Source organism: Bradyrhizobium sp. (assembly GCF_035309285.1).
GTDB lineage: Bacteria > Pseudomonadota > Alphaproteobacteria > Rhizobiales > Xanthobacteraceae > Bradyrhizobium.
Genome location: NZ_DATGFH010000025.1, coordinates 1 through 15,865 on the forward strand (window position 1 = coordinate 1; position 15,865 = coordinate 15,865).

Below are 15,865 nucleotides of genomic sequence, written 5' to 3' on the forward strand. Positions count from 1 at the left end.
CTGCGGGCCTTCGACCGCGGCCTTGTCACCGGTGGCCGGGGCGGCCGGGGTTGGCGTCGAGGCGCTGGACTTGATGCCGTGGAGCAGATCGTCGGCCATCTTGAGCGCCTTGTCGTCCTTGGGATCCGGCGGCACATAGGACTGTGAGCCGGTCTTTTCGTCGCCGTCGGATTTCAGGTGGCCGCGCAACGAGGCCTCACCCTTGGTGTCGGTGCGCGACTTCAGCTCGTCCGGCACGTCCTGCAGCACTTCGATATCGGGCACGATGCCCTTGGCCTGGATCGACTTGCCCGACGGCGTGTAGTAGCGCGCGGTGGTCAGACGCAGCGCGCCGTTGCCCGAGCCGAGCGGAATGATGGTCTGCACCGAGCCCTTGCCGAACGAACGGGTGCCGACCAACGTCGCGCGCTTGTGGTCCTGCAGCGCGCCGGCGACGATCTCGGAGGCCGAGGCCGAGCCGCCATTGATCAGCACGATGACCGGCTTGCCCTTGGTGAGATCGCCCGGATGGGCGGAGCGGCGCTGGGTCTCTTCGGGGTTGCGGCCGCGGGTCGAGACGATCTCGCCGCGCTCGAGGAAGGCGTCGGACACCGTGACGGCTTCTTCAAGCAGGCCGCCCGGGTTGTTGCGCAGGTCGATGATGTAGCCCTTCAGCTTGTCGCCAATCTGGTTCTGCAGGTCGGCGATGCTCTTCTTCAGGCCTTCGGTGGTCTGCTCGTTGAAAGTGGTGATGCGGATATAGGCGATGTCATCGGCCTCGACGCGCCCGCGCACCGAGCGGACGCGGATGTTGTCGCGCACGAGCGTGACATCGATCGGTTTGTCGACGCCCTTGCGGATGATCTTCAGCTTGATCTTGGTGTTGACTGGGCCGCGCATCTTCTCGACGGCCTGGTTCAGCGTCAGCCCCTGCACCTGATCGTCGTCGAGCTGGGTGATGATGTCGTTAGCGAGGATGCCGGCCTTCGCGGCCGGCGTGTCGTCGATCGGCGAGACCACCTTGATCAGGCCATCCTCCATCGTGACCTCGATGCCGAGCCCGCCGAACTCGCCGCGGGTCTGCACCTGCATGTCGCGGAAGCTCTTGGCATCCATGTAGCTCGAATGCGGATCGAGGCCGGACAGCATGCCCGAGATCGCCGACTCGACGAGCTTGGCGTCATCGGGCTTTTCCACATAGTCGCTGCGCACGCGCTCGAACACGTCGCCGAACAGGTTGAGCTGACGATAGGTGTCCGCGGTCGCAGCGCGCGCGGTCGAGCCCATGAACACCGCGTGTGGCTGGGTCACGAGCAACGTTAGTGCGGCACCCGTTGCAGCGCTGAGAAGGATTACAGAAGTCTTGCGCATCATCCGCGAACCTTTTCGCCTTCATTTGCGGCCCACCATGGGCCTGGATCGATTGGAGTTCCGTCCTTGCGGAACTCGACATAGAGCACGGGCTGGCTTGCGTTGGCCGCAAGGATCGAGGCCACCTGGGATGTCGTTCCCATGGTCGCGACCGGTTCTCCGGTAAGCACAAACTGTCCGATGTTTACCGAAATGCGCTCCATCCCGGCGATCAGAACATGATACCCGCCCCCGGCATTGAGGATCAAGAGTTGTCCATAGCTGCGGAACGGCCCGGCGTAAACCACCCAGCCGTCACATGGCGTGGTAACCTGGGCCCCGGGGCGCGTTGCCAAAGAAATGCCTTTTTCCATGCCGCCCGAGTCATTGGAACTGCCGAAATCGCGGATTTTGGTACCGTTGACCGGTAATTTGAATAGGCCTTTGGCCGAGGCGAAGGCGACCGCAGGGCTGGTGCGGTTGGGGTTCTTCAGGAGAGCCGGGTCGGACTTGCCATTGCCGCTCTGGTTGGCGGCTGCGGCGGCCTTCGCGGCGCTTTTGACGTCCTGCTCCATCTTGGCGATCAGGCCTTGCAGATCGTCGACCTGCTTGGCGAGCGCAATGGCGCGCGCGCCTTCCGCCTCGACGTCCTTCTCCATTCCGGCCTGCTGTCGCTGCCGCTCGTCGATCAGCGCCGCAAGCCGCGTCTGATCATCCTTGAGCTTGTCACGGTCGGCGGCCAGCCGATCGCGTTCGCTGGTGATGGTCTTGCGGACGGCGACAAGCTCGCCGAGGTCGGACGCGAGCTTGTCGGCGCGCGCGTGCAATTCGGGCACGACTGCTCCAAGCAGCATCGCGGTGCGCAGCGATTGCAGCGCATCTTCGGGCCGGACCAGCAGGGCCGGCGGCGTGCGGCGGCCGGCGCGTTGCAGCGCCGCCAGTACCTCGATCACTTCGGAGCGGCGCGAATCGAGCGAGCTTCGGATCTGCCGCTCATGTTCATCGAGCGTGCGCAACCGCGCCTCCGCATCCGCGACACGGCCTTCGACGTCGCGCACGCGCGAGGCAACGTCGATGAGCTGCTGATTGAGCTTGCTGCGGTCGTCGCCGATCGCGGCGATATCGGCCTTGAGCTTCGCCTGCTGGTCGGCGGCGCGCTTCTGCTCTTCGCGAGCGGCCTCGAGCTCCTGCTCGCGCTGCTTCAGCGCGTCAGGCAATGCCGTCGCGGTCTGTGCCGTCGCAGTCTGTGCCGTCGCGGTCTGCGCCGTGGCAGGCATCGAGCACTCGAAAGCGAACAACAACGCGGCTGAGAGCGGGACGCAGTAAATCCAGCCGCGCCGGACGGTGTCTGGGAACGATGAAAGGGACTGTGCCTGCTGCATCTCGTCCGAAATCGTTGCTGGCCTGGCGCGCTTCTCACGCACGATGATAAGGGTGACCCGCCAAAATAGTCGCAGCCCTGTAAAGCTGCTCCAGAAGCATGACGCGAACCATTTGATGCGGCCAGGTCGCAGCCCCAAAAGCGACCCTCAACTTTGCCTTGCCCTGCAATTCGGGCGAAAGTCCGTCGGCGCCACCGATTGCAAAAATAGTATGAGCTACGGCCTGGTCCCGCCACTGGCCGAGCAGGCGGGCGAGCGTGGGGCTGTCGATATTGTTGCCGTGCTCATCGAGCGTGACAAGCACGGAGTTTTCCGGGATTGCGGCCGAGATCGCAGCCGCCTCCTCGGCGATGCGCGCCTGCGCCTCGCGCGCGCGGCTCTCGCCGATCTCGCGGATGTCCAGGGACCGGAAGCCGAGCTTGCGGCCGATCTCGTCGAAACGCTTGTGATAGCGTCCGGCGAGCTCCCGCTCCGGCCCCTGCTTCAGCCGGCCGACGGCGATGACGACGATTCTCATCGGCGCGCACGCTAGCACGCTCCCTCGCCGATTTGCATCGGCACAAGACCCTAGATCGCCTTCGCCGCTCCCGGACCCTGAGTCCACAACCGTTCGAGATTGTAGAACTCACGGACCTCGGGCCTGAACACGTGAACGATCACGTCGCCGGAATCGATCAGCACCCAGTCGGCGTTGGGCAAGCCCTCGACATGGATGTTCTTGATTCCGGTTTCCTTCAGCGACTTGGTGACGTTTTCCGCGATCGCGCCAACGTGCCGGTTGGCCCGGCCCGAGGTGATGATCATGTAGTCGGAAAATGCCGATTTGCCGCGAAGGTCGATGGTAACCGTCTCTTCCGCCTTCATATCCTCGAGGCGGGAGAGGATCAGGTTCAGCGTCTTGTCGGCGTCGGACGGCGCAGGCAAGGCCGCAGCTTGGGTCGATGTTTTACGCGCGCTCTGTCGAGACTTGGGTAAAACTGACTTGGACAATACAGGTGTGGCCAGGGACCATTCCTTTCACTGTATCGCGGGCGGCCGAATCCGGCAGCCCGCGGACCATAGTACGCATGTGGGGTTAATGGATTCAATATCCAACACCACTGCGGTCTTACGTCGCCGCCTTCCAGCTCCCGTCCGGGTTCCGCAAGGTCGTCGACGAAAGATTCAGTTTCAGCCCGGTGAGAAACACCCAGGCCGGCGCGCGGTGGTCGGCGAGGCGGCCGGCTTCCTTCTCGGGCAGACGATAAGGCGCCAATGCGCGCGCGGCGGGCGCGGCAAGCGCACGGAAACTTTGCGGAGGACGATCGATTACGGCGATCGGTACCTGGGTCACGATCCGCTGCCAATGTTGCCAGCGATGAAATTGCGCGAGATTGTCGGCGCCCATGATCCAGACAAAGCGCAGGCCGGAAGCGCGGCGGCGCAGAAAGTTGATCGTGTCCACAGTGTAGCGTGTTCGGATGACGGATTCGAGACAGGTGACATCGATGCGCGGGTCGGCGGCGAGCTCGCGGGCGGCTTGCGCGCGTTTCTCGAGCTCATGCAGCCCGCCATTGTCCTTGAGCGGATTGCCCGGCGTCACCAGCCACCACACGCGATCGAGCTTCAGCCGCTTGATCGCGAACAGGCTGATGGCGCGATGGGCACGGTGTGGCGGATTGAACGAGCCGCCGAGCAACCCGATGCGCATGCCCTCGGTATAGAGCGGAATCTCGTGCGACAAGGATTGCGACGCGACTGACGCCTGGTTCAATGCGTGCCCCACGCCAAGGAAAATGTCACGGACGCGTCTGCCCTGTGCCGTGGATACGATATTTGAAGCTCGTGAGCTGATCGACGCCGACCGGCCCGCGGGCATGGAATTTGCCGGTGGCAATGCCGATCTCCGCGCCGAAACCGAACTCGCCGCCATCGGCGAATTGCGTCGAGGCGTTGTGCAGCACGATCGCCGAATCCACTTCCTTCAGAAATTTTTTCGCGGCTGCGTCGTCTTCGGTCACGATCGCATCCGTGTGCTGCGAGCCATGCTCGTGGATGTGGGCGATGGCGCCTGAGACGCCGTCGACCACGCGCGCGGCGATGATGGCGTCGAGATATTCGGCGTCCCAGTCTTCCTCGGAGGCCGGCTTCACGCGGCCGTCCACGCGTTGCACGGCCTCGTCGCCGCGGACCTCGCAACCCGCATCGATCAACATCTCGACCAGCGGCTTGAGGTTCGCGCCCGCGGCTGCGCGATCGACCAGCAGCGTTTCGGCAGCCCCGCAGACGCCGGTGCGGCGCATCTTGGCGTTCAGCACGATCGATTTGGCCATGTCGAGATTGGCGGCGCCATCGACATAGACGTGATTGACGCCTCCGAGATGCGCGAATACCGGCACGCGCGCTTCCTTTTCGACGCGCGCGACAAGACTCTTGCCGCCGCGCGGCACGATCACGTCGACGGCGCCGTTCAACCCGGAAAGCAGGAGCCCGACCGCCGCGCGGTCGCGCGTCGGCACCAGCGTGATCGCGGCTTCCGGCAGGCCGGCCTCGCGCAGGCCCTGCACCAGGCAGTCGTGAATGGCGCGGCAGGAGCGGAAACTGTCGGAGCCGCCGCGCAGGATCACCGCGTTGCCCGACTTCAGGCAGAGCACGCCGGCATCGGCCGCGACGTTGGGACGGCTTTCGAAGATCACGGCGACGACGCCAAGCGGCACCCGCACGCGCTCGATGGTCATGCCGTTCGGGCGCTGCCAGCTCTCGGTGACGACGCCGACGGGATCGGCAATGTTTCGCACCGTGGCGATACCGTCGGCCATCGCGTCGACGCGCGCCGGCGTCAGCGTCAGGCGATCGAGAAAGGCGCTGGTCATGCCGGCGCCGCGCGCTTCGGCCACGTCCTCGGCATTGGCAGCGAGGATCGCCTGCGCGTCGGTGCGAATGGCGCGCTCCATCGCGGCCAGCGCGTGGTCCTTTTGCTCCGGCGGCGCCAGCGACAGCTCGCGCGCCGCGGCTCGCGCGGCGGTTGCGAGGTCGTTCATCAGAGCCGGCAAATCAGCACTGCCGTCGATGGCTTTGAGGGGCGCAGTCATGGCGGTCTAGATAGTGTGTCTCGGCCTACGGTTAAGACCATGTCGTAGCATGGAATTCGCGCTCTTGGCGAGGCGCGGAACCGGCATGGCAGGTGGCCGGTTTCGGCCTTGGAGGGTCGGCCAATGGCCTATTTGACTGGAATCGGCCCGGTCGGCCCCACCACGAGGTCGTCGCGATGGATCATCTCGGCCCGGCCGCTGATGCCCAGGATCGCCATCACGTCAGGCGAGGAGCGGCCCTTGATCTTCTCGGCGTCCTCCGCGTCATAAGCGACGAGGCCGCGGCCGATCTCATGGGTGTCGGGACCGCGCACCACCACCGCGTCGCCGCGGGCGAACTGGCCATCGACCCGGATCACGCCAGCCGGCAAAAGGCTTCGCCCCGCGCGCAACGCCCGCACCGCACCGGCGTCGATGGTGAGCGTGCCCTTGGGCTCGAGCGAGCCTGCGATCCAGCGCTTTCGCGCGGTGATGGGGTTGGCCGGGGTCAGGAACCAGGTGCAGCGCCCGCCATCCGCGATCGCCTTGAGCGGATGCTCGATCTTGCCGGAGGCGATCAGCATATGCGTGCCACCAGTGGTCGCGATCTTGGCCGCCTCGATCTTGGTGCGCATGCCGCCGCGCGAAAGCTCCGAGCCGGCGTCTCCCGCCATCGCCTCGATCTCGGCGCTGACGCTCTCGACCATGGAAATCAGCTTTGCATTCGGATTCTGCGAGGGCGGGGCGTCGTAGAGCCCCTCAATGTCGGAGAGCAGAATCAGCAGGTCGGCGCTCGCCATTGTGGCGACCCGCGCAGCGAGGCGGTCGTTGTCGCCGTAGCGGATCTCGTTTGTGGCGACGGTGTCATTCTCGTTGATCACGGGCACCGCGCGCCATTCCAGGAGCTTGGCGATGGTCGAGCGCGCGTTGAGATAGCGCCGTCGCTCCTCGGTATCCTGCAAGGTCACCAGGACCTGCCCGGCGCCGATATCGTGCGCGCCCAGCACCTCCGACCAGATCCGCGCCAGCGCAATCTGGCCGACCGCGGCGGCGCCCTGGCTCTCTTCCAGCTTCAGCGCGCCGCGCGGCAGCTTCAGCTTGGCCCGGCCGAGCGCGATCGAGCCGGAGGAGACGATCAGGAGCTCGCGACCCTCGCGATGCAGCTTTGCGAGATCGGCGGCAAGCGCCGTTAGCCACGACGCGCGCACCACGCCCGCTTCCGAATCGATCAGAAGCGAGGAGCCAACCTTGACGACAATGCGTCGGAAATCCTTCAGCGCGGGACGGGACATGAGCGGTTCGAAATGGGACGGTGTCGCGGACAGCAATACGCGCCACGTCCGGCATTTGGAAGTGGCGCGTTAGCGCGAAAGGTTGCGAAAGTTAAGGGTTAATCGGCCCATCACGAAGGGGTTCTTGGACTATATGGCCATTCCAACAGCTTTCCGGCTCTGCTGTAATGCGCCGGCATTATTGGGATGATAGGGCAGGGACATGCACCGTCGAAATTTCATGGCCGGCGCGTTGACGCTGCCGCTTATCGCGAAATCAGGCCTCGCGCGCGCGGCGTCCGGCCCTCTTATGAAGGTCATCTTTCCGTTCGCAGCCGGCGGAGGCGGCGACACGCTGTGCCGACTTGTGACGGCGCAGATGAGCCAGACGCTCGACCGCACCATCATTGTCGAGGATCGAACTGGCGCCGACGGGCTGATCGGGATCAAGACCGTGAAAGGCGCAAAGCCTGATGGGACGATGGTGCTCGTGACCACCGGCCCGACCATGTACCTGCTGCCGATGGTTCAGACCCATCCGAGCTTCAACACCGCAAAGGACTTCGTTCCAGTTTCGCTGCTCGCCCGCTTCGAATTCGGAATCGTGGGCGGACCGGCGCTGGGCGACGATTTCAAGCAATTCGATTTCAAGCAGCTTGTCGCCTGGCTCAAGGCCCATCCGAATCAGGCCACATTCGGCGTGCCGAGCAACGGCACCATTCCGCACTTCACCGGCTCGAAGCTCGAGAAGATATTGGGAATCAAGATGACGCGGGTCGCCTATCGCGGCAGTGCGCCGGTCATCAACGACCTGCTTGGCAAGACGTTGCCGTTCGGCATCACCACCATCGCCGATGCGATTCCTCAGCATCGGGCGGGCGGCGTGAAGCTTCTCGCCGTGAGCAGCGCGGAGCGCTCACCGTTCCTGCCCGACGTGCCGACGCTGAAGGAGAGCGGCATCGATCTCGTGGCCGATGGATGGTACGGCATGTGGCTGCCCGCCGGCACCCCGGCGGACTTCGCGTCCAAGCTTAGCGCCGCTGCAGTGGACGCGCTGGCTAATCCGGACGTGAAGAAAAAGCTGCTCGCCATCGGACTCATTCCGGTCGGCTCGACCCCGGAGGGATTGTCGAAGGAGCTTTCGGACGATACGGCGCTCTGGGGCCCGATCGTGAAGGAGACCGGCTACAAGGTCGAGAACTAGCCGGCTGCGGGAGCCGCGAAGCGGCGTCTCGAGGGATCAGACTGTCGATCGCGCCGCGATCCGCGCGCGGATCGAAGCGAGCTCCGCCTCGTCCCAGATGCCGATCAGGACGCCGCCTTTCACCTGCAGCTGGTTGTCGGCATAGTTCGCGATTTTCGCATTTGGCGTTGTGATGTGGTCCTTCGGGTGCAGCGCCCAGTCGAACAGCTCGGCCTGCAATCGCGCGATTACTCCGGCGCAGGCGGGATCCTCGCCGCGGTCGGCGAATTCCTGCGGATCGGTGTGCAAATCGTAAAGCATCGGCCGGAAGCCGGAGGCGTGGATGTATTTCCATCGCCCGTCGAATACCATGAACAGCCTGCAGCGCTCGATCGGCTGATTGAGCTTTAGCCGCACGTCCTGCATCGCATAGTCGTATTCGGAGAACACGACCTTGCGCCAGAGCGGGTTCTCGCCGCGCAACAGCGGCATCAGCGAGCGGCCCTCGAGGATATGGTCGGGCGGCGTGCCGCCGAAATACTCGATGAAGGTTGGCGCGAGGTCGATGCCTTCGATCAGGGCATCGCAGACCGTGCCGCGCGTCGCATCGGCTGATGCGGACGGATCGATGACGATCAGCGGAATCTTCGCCGACTGCTCATGGAACAGGTCCTTCTCGCCCATCCAGTGATCGCCGAGATAATCGCCATGGTCCGACGTGAACACGATCATCGTTGTGTCGGTGAGGCCGTGTTCTTCCAGGAAGCGCATCAAGACGCCTATCTGGTCGTCGATCTGCTTGATCAGGCCCATATAGGTCGGGATCACCTTTTCGCGGGCTTCGTCGCGCGACATGTTGCGGGAGTAGCGCATGTCCATGTAGGCGGCGAACACCGGATGCGCCTCCTGCCTCTCCTTCTCCGAGCGAATGGCGGGCAGCACGTCCTTGGGGCCGTACATGCTGGCGTAAGGCTCGGGCGCGATATAGGGCCAGTGCGGCTTGATGTAGGAGAGGTGCAGGCACCATGGCCGGCCATCCGCCTCGGCCTCGCTGATGAAATCCATCGCGCGCCGCGTCATGTAGGGCGTCTCCGAATGTTCATCCGGAACGCGCGCGGCCTTGTCGGCATGGATCAGGAGCCACCCGTTCTGCAGCGCGCCGTCGGCATCGGCGCCGGAATTGGCCCAATGCTCCCAGGGATTTTGCGCGTCAAAACCCTGTTCGCGCAGATAGGCATCGTAGCGCGGGCGAGGCCGGCCCGTCGGATGCAGGCCGTCGTCGCGCTCATAGGGTTCGAAGCCGCACTCGGAGACATGCACGCCGATGATGGAATCGGGGGCGATGCCGAGCGCCTTCAGCCCTTCGAGGTCCGGCGCCATATGGGTCTTGCCGACCAGCACATTGCGCACGCCGATCTTCTTCAAGTGATCGCCCAAGGTCGGCTCGCCGACGCGCAGCGGCCAGCCGTTCCAGTGCGAGCCATGGGAACGCATGTAGCGGCCGGTGTAGAATGACATCCGCGACGGGCCGCAGATCGGCGATTGCACATAGGCGTTGGAGAAGCGGACGCCGCGTTTGGCCATCGCGTCGATGTTCGGAGTTTTCAGCGTGGGATGGCCGGTGCAACCAAGGTAATCATAGCGAAGCTGGTCGCACATGATCCAGATAACATTCTTCGCCCCCGCCACTCTCGTCCAGCCCCTCACGCTTCCCAGGGCGCCATCTGCGCCGCGCCCTTGGCCTTGTTCGTGACCTGCTTGTCCCCGATCACGTCAGCGAGCGCGCGCAGCGCTTCCCTGATGCCGGCGCCGGTCACGCCCGAGACCAGCAGCGGCGTCTTCTTTGCCGCGCGCCTTAGGCGGTCCCTCTGCTTCTTCAATTGGTCTGCTTCGACCGCGTCGATCTTGTTCAGCGCGACGATCTCGATCTTCTCGGCGAGCTGCGCGCCATAGGCCTCCAGCTCTGCGCGTACGGTCTTGTAGGCCTTGCCGGCGTGCTCAGAGGTCGCGTCCACCAGATGCAGCAACACGCGGCAGCGCTCGACATGGCCGAGGAAGCGGTCGCCGAGGCCCGCGCCTTCATGCGCGCCCTCGATCAGGCCGGGAATGTCGGCGAGCACGAACTCGCGTCCGTCCGCGTTCACGACGCCGAGCTGCGGATGCAGCGTGGTGAAGGGATAGTCGGCGATCTTCGGCCGCGCCGCGCTGACCTTGGAGAGAAAGGTCGACTTGCCGGCATTGGGCAGGCCGACGAGGCCGGCATCGGCGATCAGCTTCAACCTCAGCCAGATCCAGCGCTCTTCGCCGGGCTGGCCGGGATTGGCGTTACGCGGCGCGCGGTTGGTCGAGGACTTGAAATGCGCGTTGCCGAAGCCGCCATTGCCGCCTTCGGCGAGCACGAAAGTCTCGCCGAGCTTGGTGAAGTCGTGGATCAACGTCTCGCGATCCTCGTCGAACACCTGTGTTCCCACCGGCACCTTCAGCACGATCGGCTTGCCATTGGCGCCATGGCGGTCCTTGCCCATGCCGTTGACGCCGCGCTCGGCCTTGAAGTGCTGCTGGTAGCGGTAGTCGATCAGCGTGTTGAGCCCGTCGACCGCCTCGATGACGACGTCGCCGCCGCGGCCGCCATTGCCGCCCGAGGGCCCGCCGAACTCGATGAATTTTTCGCGGCGGAACGCCACGCAGCCGTTGCCGCCGTCGCCGGAGCGGACATAGACCTTGGCTTCATCGAGGAATTTCATGGGGACTTAGGTAAGCCAGCCGCGGCGTGGCGGCAACCCGAACAGGGGCCAATTATCGCCGAAAGCCTTAATTTCACGCCTTTCTTGCGCGCGATCGAAATTGAGGCAATGACGAGCAGCTCAGGCCGGCCTTCGCCGGATCAGAAACTTCTGCATCCCCTCCAGCACCAGCTCGCGGCGCTGGTTGAACACCGTCGAGCGCAGCGTGACTACGCCGGTGGAGCGGCCGCCTGTCAGCTCGGTGACTTCGAGCGCGGGATAGAGGGTGTCGTCGGCATAGGCCGGTTTCAAGAACCGGCTCGACTGCTCCAGGAAGCCGACCAGCGATTCCTCGACCAGGAAAGGAAAGAGACCGGCGCCGGGCGCGGTGTGGATCAAGGTCTGGAAGCCGTGCGCGAGCAGATGCGGCATGCCGCGGGCGCGGCAATATTCGACGTCGTAGTGCACGGGATGGGTATCGCCGCTCGCGGTTTGGAACGCCGCGAAGATCGCCGCCGTCTGCGTCCGGCTCGGCAGCACGAAGCGCTCGCCAGGCACAAAATCCTCGAACCAGCGCTGCTGCGGCACCATGCGGTGCATGGCGGGATCGAAGTCGGACATGGCATTTCCCGGGGAATGAGGCAATTTGACCCATCCGTAGCGCAGGGGTGCAGCGGCGGCAATGCGGCTTGTCTGACACTGGTGCGCCGCTAAAACAGCGTCGTCATGAGCCTGCCCAGCAAAATCTCCACCCACGCCGACGAGCGTTCCGCGCGGCTGGCCGGCATCGGATTGATGCTGCTCGGGGTCTTCATGTTCTCGTGCGGCGACGCGCTCGGGAAATATCTGGTCTCGACCTATGCGGTCGGGCAATTGCTGTGGCTGCGTGCCTGCGCCGCGCTGGTGCTGTTGTCACCGCTGATCTGGCGGCAGCGCGAAGCATTCTTCCGGATCGAGCGGCCGACGCTGCAGGCGATCCGTGTGCTGCTCTCGACGCTGGAGGTCGCGGCGTTCTTCCTCGCCACCGTCTATCTGCCGCTTGCCGACGTCACGACCTATTACCTGGCCTGCCCGATCTTCGTCACCGCACTGTCGGGGCTGGTCTTGCGCGAGCGCGTCGGTTGGCGGCGCTGGAGCGCGATCCTGATCGGCTTTGGCGGCGTGCTGATCGCGCTCAGGCCATCGGCGCAGACGATCAGCTGGCCGGCGATGATCGCGCTGGGCGGCAGCCTGTCGTTCTCGGTTCTCCTCTTGATCACGCGCTTGTTGCGCGCCACGCCGGACATCGTGATGGCGACCTCACAGTTTGTCGGCACCTTCGTCATGGGTGCGCTGATGTCGCCGTTCGGCTGGGTCACGCCAAGCCCGCGCAGCCTCGTGCTGTTCGCCGCCGCCGGCTGCATCTCGGTCACCGCGCTCATCTGCGTCAACCGCGCGCTGAAACTCGCCCCGGCGAGCGTGGTGGTGCCCTATCAATATTCGATGATCGTCTGGGCCGTGATGTTCGGTATCGCCGTGTTCGGTGACAAGCCGAAGCCCGCGACCATCCTGGGCGCCGCGGTCATCATCGGCGCCGGGCTCTACATCTTCCTGCGCGAACGCAAGCTCGGGCGCGAGGAGATGGCGGTCAACCCGCCGGCCTAAGCTGTCGTCCCGGCCAAGCGAGCATAGCGAGCGCAGAGTGGGGACCCATAACTACAGGCGTTTGTGTTTGCGAAGGTCGGAACCGGAAGCTCGCGCAACACCTGTGGTTATGGGTCCCCGCGTTCGCGGGGACGACGAAGCGAATGCTAGCGCGTCCGCTTCGTCGAGCTTGCCCAGTTCTTCAGCGACGACCAGACGCTGCGGGAGAGGCGGAAGGCGTCGACCGGGGTCGAGGAGCCGAGCGCCTCGAAGCGGTGCAACTCCACGCCCGTCCACTGGAAGCCGCACTTCTCCAGCACGTTGCGCGACATCGGGTTGGCGACGCGGGCGCCCGCAAACAGCGTCTCGTGGTCGAACTCTTCGAAGAAGTAATCGATCACCGCGCGCGCGGCCTCGGTGCCAAAACCCTGGCCCCAATAGTCGAAGCCGAGCCAATAGCCGAGTTCGGGCGCATCGACCTGGTGCCAGCTCAGGCCCACCATGCCGATCGGCGTTAGATTCTGTTCGATCAGGAACGGCAATTCGCCGCCGTCTGCGGCGACGGCGCGCACGAACGCGACCGCGTGTTCCTGCAAATAGGGAAAAGGAAGGCGGCGGGTATTTTCCGCGATGCGACGGTCGTTGGCCAGACGTGCGATCGCTTTTACGTCCGCGAGCGTCGGGCTGCGCAAGCTCAGCCGTTCAGTCTCGAGGACGCAAGGACAGGCCTCGCGCTGCGCGGGGGAGGGCGAGATATCCTGCAACATATCGGGCTCCATGAAATCAATGCATCAACGAAAAAGGAGAGGCCGGTTTCCCGCCTCCCCTTTGGAGCCCTTTAAAACTCCGCCGGTTCAACAGGACCCGGCGGACTCATAATGTCCACCGTCTATTCGGCTGCAGCCTCCGTCATCGGGCGAACCGATACGAATGTGCGGCCGTTGGCTTTGGCATGAAATTCGACGTGACCCTCGACCTTGGCGAAGAGAGTATGGTCGGTGCCCATGCCGACATTAAGGCCGGGGTGCCAGGTCGTGCCGCGCTGACGCGCGATGATGTTGCCGGGAATCACATGCTCGCCACCAAAGGCTTTGATGCCAAGGCGCTTACCCTTGGAATCGCGTCCATTCCGCGATGAACCGCCTGCTTTTTTGTGAGCCATGGCCCGTCTCCAAACTTACCCGTTCTCTTAGGTCAATTCCTTGAAGGAATCATTTCACTTTTTGTCGCACCGTTCGTGTTCGCCGCCCGCTTTACACGGACGAGAGCCTTACTTCTTGGCCGCCGGCTTCTTCGCCGGTGCCTTGGCGCGCGGTTTAGCCGCAGCCTTCGGCGCCTCGTCGCCGTCGTCCGCCGGCTTTGCCACCTTCTCCTTCTTCGGTCGCGGGCCGATCGAAGGTTTGGCGTTGTCGGCCAGGATCTCGGTGATGCGAAGCACCGTGATCTCGTCGCGATAGCCACGCTTGCGGCGCGAATTCTTGCGGCGACGCTTCTTGAACGCGATCACCTTCGGACCGCGCTTGTGCTGCAGCACTTCAGCCGCAACCGAGGCGCCTGCCACAACAGGCGTTCCCAGGACCGGCGTGTCGCCGCCGAGCACCAGGACCTCGCCAAGCTGCACGATCGTGCCGACGCCGCCTTCGATCTTGCCAATCTCGAGCACATCATCCGGAACGACGCGGTACTGCCGGCCGCCGGTCTTGATGACTGCGAACATCGTTTCATTCCTTCGTGTTCGATCCCGGCCTCGAACCCTGGTTCGGGCCGGCTTTTTGTTCAGTCGTTATGGATACTTTTCGCGCGGTCCGTTGCGAGTTCCGCCGCGGATTTAGGCGCAAAAACAAGCGGCGCGAGAAATCCCGCGCCGGAATGGGCCGGACTTATAGCGGCTCAAACCGCGGAGTCAAGGCAAACTGGGTCAGAAACCGGCCAAAAATGAAGGATTTGGCCCGAAAATGGCGAGTGGCGAATGACGAACAGGGGAACAGGATAGGTGGTTCTCGATCCCATTCGCTACTCGCCATTCGCTATTCGCCCCCTGCAACCAATAAGTTCCCCCGTCGTTGTCCCGCGAGCCGACAGGAGCGGGCAGGGTGCATGGCTGAGGACGTCATTACCACCACGGGCATTGCGCATCACGGTGCCGGACGGCTGCCGTCGGTCGACGTCGACAGTTTCAATGTCGAATTGAAGGACGACGAGGGATTTCTGGGCGACCGCGCCTCCAAGGGCGCGTTCCGCAAGATCATCGACCGCTGGCGCAAGCCGCTGCGCAAGACCGGAGAGGACCCGTTCGGTGACGTGCCGTCGGACAAGATCAGCAAGAAGGTGCTCGACGACATGCTGGTCGGCGCCGACACCGAGGCCTCGGCGATCGTGCACAGCGCGATCGAGGATTTTGCGCAGGAGCTCGCCTATGTCACGCGGCGCTTCCTCAAGTCCAAGGCCTGGGCCAAAACCGAGCGCATCGTGGTCGGCGGCGGCTTTCGCGACAGCCGGCTCGGCGAGCTCGCCATCGCGCGCACCGAAATCATCCTGCGCGCGGAGGATTTCAAGATCGAGATGGTGCCGATCCGCTTTCACCCCGACGAGGCCGCGCTGATCGGCGCGCTGCACCTTGCGCCCTCCTGGATTTTCGAGGGCTATGACAGCATCCTGGCGGTCGATATCGGCGGCACCAATATCCGCTGCGGCGTGGTCGAGACGCGCGCGAAGAAGGCCGCCGATCTCTCCAGGGCCGCCGTGTGGAAGTCCGAATTGTGGCGCCATGCCGATGACGAGCCATCGCGAGAAAGCGCGGTGAAGCGGCTGGTCAAGATGCTCGAAAACCTGATCAAGGCCGCCCACGAGGAAGGATTCAGGCTCGCGCCGTTCATCGGCATCGCCTGTCCCGGCGTCATCCGCGAGGATGGCGGCATCGAGAAGGGCGCGCAGAACCTGCCGGGCAATTGGGAGAGCAGCAAGTTCAACCTGCCGGCGAGCCTGGTCGAGGCGATTCCCACGATCGGCGATCACGACACCGCGGTCTTGATCCACAATGACGGCGTGGTGCAGGGGCTTGCCGAAGTGCCGTTCATGCAGGATGTCGAGCGCTGGGGCGTGCTCACCATCGGCACCGGGCTTGGCAACGCGCGCTTCACCAACCGCCGCAAGCATAATGGCAAGGGCGAGAAGAAGAACAGCGAGAAGAAGTAACCTTGATCGCTGCGGTCATTGCGAGGCGCCGGTAACCTTGACGGGTTAGGTTAAAACCGGCTTGGCGTTGCCGCTCCCGCCGCATTCGCTAGCGTATCTTCGTCGCTCA

General features: G+C 64.2%; 16 protein-coding genes. 3 read left to right on the top strand and 13 right to left on the bottom strand.

Annotation, left to right across the window (positions count from 1 at the left end; genetic code table 11):
• The 7 genes from VKR55_RS06160 to proB form a co-directional block, all read right to left on the bottom strand.
• Nucleotides 1-1,353 (bottom strand): S41 family peptidase (locus VKR55_RS06160; RefSeq protein ID WP_324400792.1); only part of this gene is annotated, 1,353 nt, incomplete at its 3' end.
• The gene (locus VKR55_RS06165) at nt 1,350-2,711 is read right to left on the bottom strand and encodes a murein hydrolase activator EnvC family protein (RefSeq protein WP_414642308.1); all 1,362 of its coding nucleotides are present in this window, start codon (nt 2,709-2,711) and stop codon (nt 1,350-1,352) included. The genes VKR55_RS06165 and VKR55_RS06160, both read right to left, overlap by 4 nt.
• Before the next feature lie 34 nt (nt 2,712-2,745).
• Nucleotides 2,746-3,228: a 23S rRNA (pseudouridine(1915)-N(3))-methyltransferase RlmH gene (gene rlmH, locus VKR55_RS06170; protein WP_324400796.1), complete on the bottom strand. Its 483-nt coding sequence runs from the start codon at nt 3,226-3,228 to the stop codon at nt 2,746-2,748.
• Between the two features lie 50 nt (nt 3,229-3,278).
• On the bottom strand, nt 3,279-3,635 hold the full coding sequence (gene rsfS / locus VKR55_RS06175) for a ribosome silencing factor (RefSeq protein ID WP_324400798.1): 357 nt from the start codon (nt 3,633-3,635) through the stop codon (nt 3,279-3,281).
• Between the two features lie 184 nt (nt 3,636-3,819).
• On the bottom strand, nt 3,820-4,434 hold the full coding sequence (locus VKR55_RS06180; protein WP_324400881.1) for a nicotinate-nucleotide adenylyltransferase: 615 nt from the start codon (nt 4,432-4,434) through the stop codon (nt 3,820-3,822).
• Nucleotides 4,435-4,489: 55 nt separating this feature from the next.
• The gene (locus VKR55_RS06185; protein ID WP_324400800.1) at nt 4,490-5,782 is read right to left on the bottom strand and encodes a glutamate-5-semialdehyde dehydrogenase; all 1,293 of its coding nucleotides are present in this window, start codon (nt 5,780-5,782) and stop codon (nt 4,490-4,492) included.
• Nucleotides 5,783-5,910: 128 nt separating this feature from the next.
• A complete protein-coding gene (proB, locus tag VKR55_RS06190; protein WP_324400802.1) occupies nt 5,911-7,053 on the bottom strand; it encodes a glutamate 5-kinase in 1,143 nt (380 codons plus the stop codon).
• Between the two features lie 202 nt (nt 7,054-7,255).
• On the opposite strand from proB, the gene VKR55_RS06195 reads away from it, so the two are divergent.
• Nucleotides 7,256-8,236: a Bug family tripartite tricarboxylate transporter substrate binding protein gene (locus VKR55_RS06195; protein WP_324400804.1), complete on the top strand. Its 981-nt coding sequence runs from the start codon at nt 7,256-7,258 to the stop codon at nt 8,234-8,236.
• A 36-nt stretch (nt 8,237-8,272) separates the two neighbouring features.
• On the opposite strand, the gene VKR55_RS06200 is transcribed toward VKR55_RS06195, so the two are convergent.
• The 3 genes from VKR55_RS06200 to VKR55_RS06210 form a co-directional block, all read right to left on the bottom strand.
• Nucleotides 8,273-9,904, bottom strand: a complete 1,632-nt coding sequence (locus VKR55_RS06200) for an alkaline phosphatase family protein (RefSeq protein ID WP_324400806.1) — start codon at nt 9,902-9,904, stop codon at nt 8,273-8,275.
• A 14-nt stretch (nt 9,905-9,918) separates the two neighbouring features.
• On the bottom strand, nt 9,919-10,959 hold the full coding sequence (gene obgE / locus VKR55_RS06205) for a GTPase ObgE (RefSeq protein ID WP_324400808.1): 1,041 nt from the start codon (nt 10,957-10,959) through the stop codon (nt 9,919-9,921).
• Between the two features lie 120 nt (nt 10,960-11,079).
• Complete coding sequence (locus tag VKR55_RS06210) at nt 11,080-11,559, bottom strand: MaoC family dehydratase (protein ID WP_324400810.1); 480 nt, start codon at nt 11,557-11,559, stop codon at nt 11,080-11,082.
• A gap of 105 nt (nt 11,560-11,664) precedes the next feature.
• Between VKR55_RS06210 and VKR55_RS06215 the strand changes: the two genes are divergently transcribed.
• The gene (locus VKR55_RS06215) at nt 11,665-12,582 is read left to right on the top strand and encodes a DMT family transporter (protein ID WP_324400812.1); all 918 of its coding nucleotides are present in this window, start codon (nt 11,665-11,667) and stop codon (nt 12,580-12,582) included.
• 146 nt (nt 12,583-12,728) lie between these two features.
• Here VKR55_RS06215 and VKR55_RS06220 read toward each other — a convergent pair whose 3' ends face one another.
• From VKR55_RS06220 to rplU, 3 genes are all read right to left on the bottom strand, one after another.
• Nucleotides 12,729-13,328 carry a GNAT family N-acetyltransferase gene (locus tag VKR55_RS06220; RefSeq protein WP_324400814.1) on the bottom strand — a complete coding sequence of 200 codons (600 nt, stop codon included), beginning with the start codon at nt 13,326-13,328 and terminating at the stop codon, nt 12,729-12,731.
• Between the two features lie 122 nt (nt 13,329-13,450).
• A complete protein-coding gene (gene rpmA, locus VKR55_RS06225) occupies nt 13,451-13,723 on the bottom strand; it encodes a 50S ribosomal protein L27 (protein WP_324400816.1) in 273 nt (90 codons plus the stop codon).
• 108 nt (nt 13,724-13,831) lie between these two features.
• A complete protein-coding gene (gene rplU, locus VKR55_RS06230; protein WP_324400817.1) occupies nt 13,832-14,278 on the bottom strand; it encodes a 50S ribosomal protein L21 in 447 nt (148 codons plus the stop codon).
• 380 nt (nt 14,279-14,658) lie between these two features.
• Between rplU and VKR55_RS06235 the strand changes: the two genes are divergently transcribed.
• The gene (locus VKR55_RS06235; RefSeq protein ID WP_324400819.1) at nt 14,659-15,756 is read left to right on the top strand and encodes an ROK family protein; all 1,098 of its coding nucleotides are present in this window, start codon (nt 14,659-14,661) and stop codon (nt 15,754-15,756) included.
• Nucleotides 15,757-15,865: the final 109 nt, after the last annotated feature.

Excerpts from the sequence above, each read along its gene's own strand:
- VKR55_RS06165 (WP_414642308.1), bottom strand. The coding sequence starts at position 2,711 with ATGCAGCAGGCACAGTCCCTTTCATCGTTCCCAGACACCGTCCGGCGC.
- rlmH (WP_324400796.1), bottom strand. The coding sequence starts at position 3,228 with ATGAGAATCGTCGTCATCGCCGTCGGCCGGCTGAAGCAGGGGCCGGAG.
- VKR55_RS06185 (WP_324400800.1), bottom strand. The coding sequence starts at position 5,782 with ATGACTGCGCCCCTCAAAGCCATCGACGGCAGTGCTGATTTGCCGGCT.
- proB (WP_324400802.1), bottom strand. The coding sequence starts at position 7,053 with ATGTCCCGTCCCGCGCTGAAGGATTTCCGACGCATTGTCGTCAAGGTT.
- VKR55_RS06195 (WP_324400804.1), top strand. The coding sequence starts at position 7,256 with ATGCACCGTCGAAATTTCATGGCCGGCGCGTTGACGCTGCCGCTTATC.
- obgE (WP_324400808.1), bottom strand. The coding sequence starts at position 10,959 with ATGAAATTCCTCGATGAAGCCAAGGTCTATGTCCGCTCCGGCGACGGC.
- VKR55_RS06210 (WP_324400810.1), bottom strand. The coding sequence starts at position 11,559 with ATGTCCGACTTCGATCCCGCCATGCACCGCATGGTGCCGCAGCAGCGC.
- VKR55_RS06215 (WP_324400812.1), top strand. The coding sequence starts at position 11,665 with ATGAGCCTGCCCAGCAAAATCTCCACCCACGCCGACGAGCGTTCCGCG.
- VKR55_RS06220 (WP_324400814.1), bottom strand. The coding sequence starts at position 13,328 with ATGTTGCAGGATATCTCGCCCTCCCCCGCGCAGCGCGAGGCCTGTCCT.
- rpmA (WP_324400816.1), bottom strand. The coding sequence starts at position 13,723 with ATGGCTCACAAAAAAGCAGGCGGTTCATCGCGGAATGGACGCGATTCC.
- rplU (WP_324400817.1), bottom strand. The coding sequence starts at position 14,278 with ATGTTCGCAGTCATCAAGACCGGCGGCCGGCAGTACCGCGTCGTTCCG.
- VKR55_RS06235 (WP_324400819.1), top strand. The coding sequence starts at position 14,659 with ATGGCTGAGGACGTCATTACCACCACGGGCATTGCGCATCACGGTGCC.